The organism is Methylophaga sp. UBA4204, from assembly GCF_002379485.1.
In the GTDB taxonomy this organism is placed as follows: Bacteria; Pseudomonadota; Gammaproteobacteria; order Nitrosococcales; family Methylophagaceae; genus Methylophaga.
Window position 1 is genome coordinate 30396 of record NZ_DFTU01000067.1, and the last position, 2958, is coordinate 33353.

The 2958-nt window shown below is 42.9% G+C and carries 3 protein-coding genes; all 3 read right to left on the bottom strand.

Annotation, left to right across the window (positions count from 1 at the left end; all coding sequences use genetic code 11):
- Positions 1-188: 188 nt before the first annotated feature.
- Positions 189-902 (bottom strand): hypothetical protein, encoded by a 714-nt coding sequence (locus tag B3182_RS09845; RefSeq protein WP_272998038.1) that lies wholly within the window; start codon positions 900-902, stop codon positions 189-191.
- Positions 903-2093 carry a nucleotidyltransferase domain-containing protein gene (locus B3182_RS09850; protein ID WP_272998039.1) on the bottom strand — a complete coding sequence of 397 codons (1191 nt, stop codon included), beginning with the start codon at positions 2091-2093 and terminating at the stop codon, positions 903-905.
- Positions 2086-2958: SAVED domain-containing protein (locus B3182_RS09855; protein ID WP_292752617.1), on the bottom strand; the 873-nt coding region annotated here is incomplete at its 5' end. The genes B3182_RS09850 and B3182_RS09855, both read right to left, overlap by 8 nt.

Consider the following 2958-nt stretch of genomic DNA (forward strand, 5'->3'; position numbering starts at 1 on the left):
AGGGATTTCCGTATCCAGTTGCGATGACAGCTCTGGTAGTGCTTTTGTTTGAAAAAATAGGTTTTTGAACATAGTGAACCTCCGACACGATAGTGTGAAGGTTCAATCTGGCGTTGCCGGTTGATTAGACTCAAAAATCCGATATGTATTAACACATATGCCATAAATGCCCGAGGGAGCTTATTAAGCTAAGGCGTATTTCTACTTGGACTTTTAGTTTTTTTCCCAACTCTCCTTTTGGGTTTTTCAATCGGTGTAAAAGCTTCTTGTAGGTGATGGCGAAACCATCGGCGGCGCTCAACTTGACGAAACTCGTTCAAGACAAACCGATAGTCACACGAGCCAAGACGATCACCACAGCCACATGGACAAGGTAATTTATTTGCCTCACGCTTGCGCAAACCTAACGCTTTCAGTGCCCGTAGAACCGATGCTTTACCATTAACATTGAACAACTGAGAATAATCATCAATCAGGCCTTTCTCACCATGCTCCAGTTCGCCATAGGGAAAGTTGCCAAATTCAACCCTATGGGACACCGAATAAAGAAACCTGACAACAATCTTTTCGAAAAAGGTTGTCAATGACGAGTCGGTTTTCAAAATTGACTTAATTTTCAGGACTGAGCCAAGACAAAATGATCCATCAGAGTAAGTATGGAAGTCCTGATTACGAGGAAAGTAACCAGCGGTATCAAACACCACTGGTAAAGCCCTAGGATAATCACTTGGGCATACAATCCTTAGAGAAAATGTTCGCTCTATAAACCGACTTCCAGCTAGCTGTGCTTTTAACTGATACTCTCCCTGCAACTCAACCTTATCTGCATGGACATCTACTAATCTAATGTTCGGATAGGCCGAGAGAAAAGCCTCTAGGCCTACAGCCTTCCAGTGCTTCATCTATTGCTTAAACCATGGCTTTGGATCAGATGATTGAATTGCGAAAGTTGGTTTTGCTGTCACCGCAGGAATACCCAAGAGACGTGCTACCGAACTTGAATCAAGCTTCAAATCCAAACCATTTTGCGCCGCATTTACTATTCGTTGCGTATCATCACTTGAGCAAAGAGCACTAAAATCAGCTCTAGCTTGATACAGCCATTTATAAAAGTTTTCTTGTAATCGGTATTGAGCAGATTTTTCGTCATACCACTTGTCTGCAAAATCTTCGGCTGGGTTGACTGGGTTCGGAATCATTGGCGCTTGTGCAGAAATATGGTCATCCATCTCGGAGAGCACCGTATTCAACGCTGAAGCCAAATCACTTTCACCTTTATATGATTTAGCAGCCAATGTAGTGATGATTACCGATATTGGCTTACTATCCTCATTGTTTTTAAACATAGTGTCACGATGACGCTTCAATAATTGGATAACCTGCTGTAAGGGTGTCTTCCATTGATAATATGGCAGACTATCTATACTGGCTTTAAATCGCATTTCACGTTCATTTATTACTAACCGTGCCGTCTTCATGCGCGTTTCAAACCATCGAGCATATCCTTCAGGATTGCTGATACGCCAGTTTTCATTCACAACTGCATAAGTGAAATCTGTGTTATCGGTAATCGAAACTGCAAGCTGAGACACGTTTTGAGCCAAGCTTTCATCAAACTTAGAGTTTTCGACCATCCGCTTTTTCAACAGGCCTCTTCCTGTATCACTCTCTGGCACACACGGAACTATGTCCATGTGAAAGCTAAGCCCATCGGCATACTCTAAGCGCCAACAGCGTTTCTTCTCGGCTAGCTCTTCCTTAATGCCTCTGGCGTTTCGATAAAGCTCTAATTCATGACCGACTAGGTGCTTTAGTTGCTTTTGAGTGATAGACGTTTTATCCAGGCCACGCCGAAGATTGCACCCCATGTCTAGGTCATACTGTTCTTCTGAATCGGGCCTAATCGCCGTACCTAGACGAAAGGAACCTTGAGAAAACACGTGGGGATCAAAATTCACGCATGTTGACTCTGGGCGATGTAACCAATCGCCTAGATCCTTATAGCGTTTTTCAGCCTTTTCATAAGCACTGTCAGGTAGCTCAATTTTTTCGAGAATTGTGTTTAGAACATCGTTACTTTTGCTATTACTCATATAGATCTCCTCGAAGCTCGATTGCCATTACAAATTGTTGTGTTTTTATGTCGTGGTCATAAATAAGCCATGGCATATCAGCCTTAGGCATTCTGGCCCGTCCTAATTCGACGGCACACGATACTGGCATCACAGGAAAAATTTGCAGTGGCGTCGCATCCCCGTGTGTATTTTTGATTTCAACAATCAGCTTTCTTATGCACTTTCTGAACAAGGAGAGCTGCTGCTTTGACTGCATGAAATCATTATGAGGCTGCTTTATAGTCACTTCCCAAATCGATGTATCTGGCCCTATAACCCGAGTAATTCGCTCATGCGACACATGGTCACTCAAAGAAAGCACCAGGGCTGGCTTTCCCTCCATATTTTGAGGTCTGTTGATGATGTACTCAAAATCATCTGAACAGTCTTGCCAAAACCAGCCTTTAGGCTCTCGATGCAGCTGATAAGTCTCGACGTCAATTTTGTCGGTGAGCAAAGCGCCAAGTTTTATTAACAATGGTTGAGGAGCTAACGCGAACAATGAAAAATGCTTACAAGAATCCTCTTCGATAATCGATGAAATTTTACTTTGAAAACGCTTCGTTAGGTGTTGCGACTCTGCTTGCCAATATTGTTCAGAGTGATCCTTCAGCTCTGATACCATGGATAGGGTCACTGGCTTTTCAGTTGCCGGATACCAATTCGGAAACATTGCCTCAACACAACCGTGATAATTAATCGGTGATCTTTCAGTTCCAATATTGGAACCATATAAAACAACATTTGATTTGCGATCAGGATCAATGCCTGTGAGTATTTCTATACGTTGCTCATGCTGCATTTTCCAACTAATCAAGAGATCGGCTGGATACCTATCCTCGGG

Bases quoted from the DNA above. Each gene is read 5' to 3' on its own strand.
- B3182_RS09850 (WP_272998039.1), bottom strand. From the start codon at position 2,093: ATGAGTAATAGCAAAAGTAACGATGTTCTAAACACAATTCTCGAAAAA.
- B3182_RS09845 (WP_272998038.1), bottom strand. From the start codon at position 902: ATGAAGCACTGGAAGGCTGTAGGCCTAGAGGCTTTTCTCTCGGCCTAT.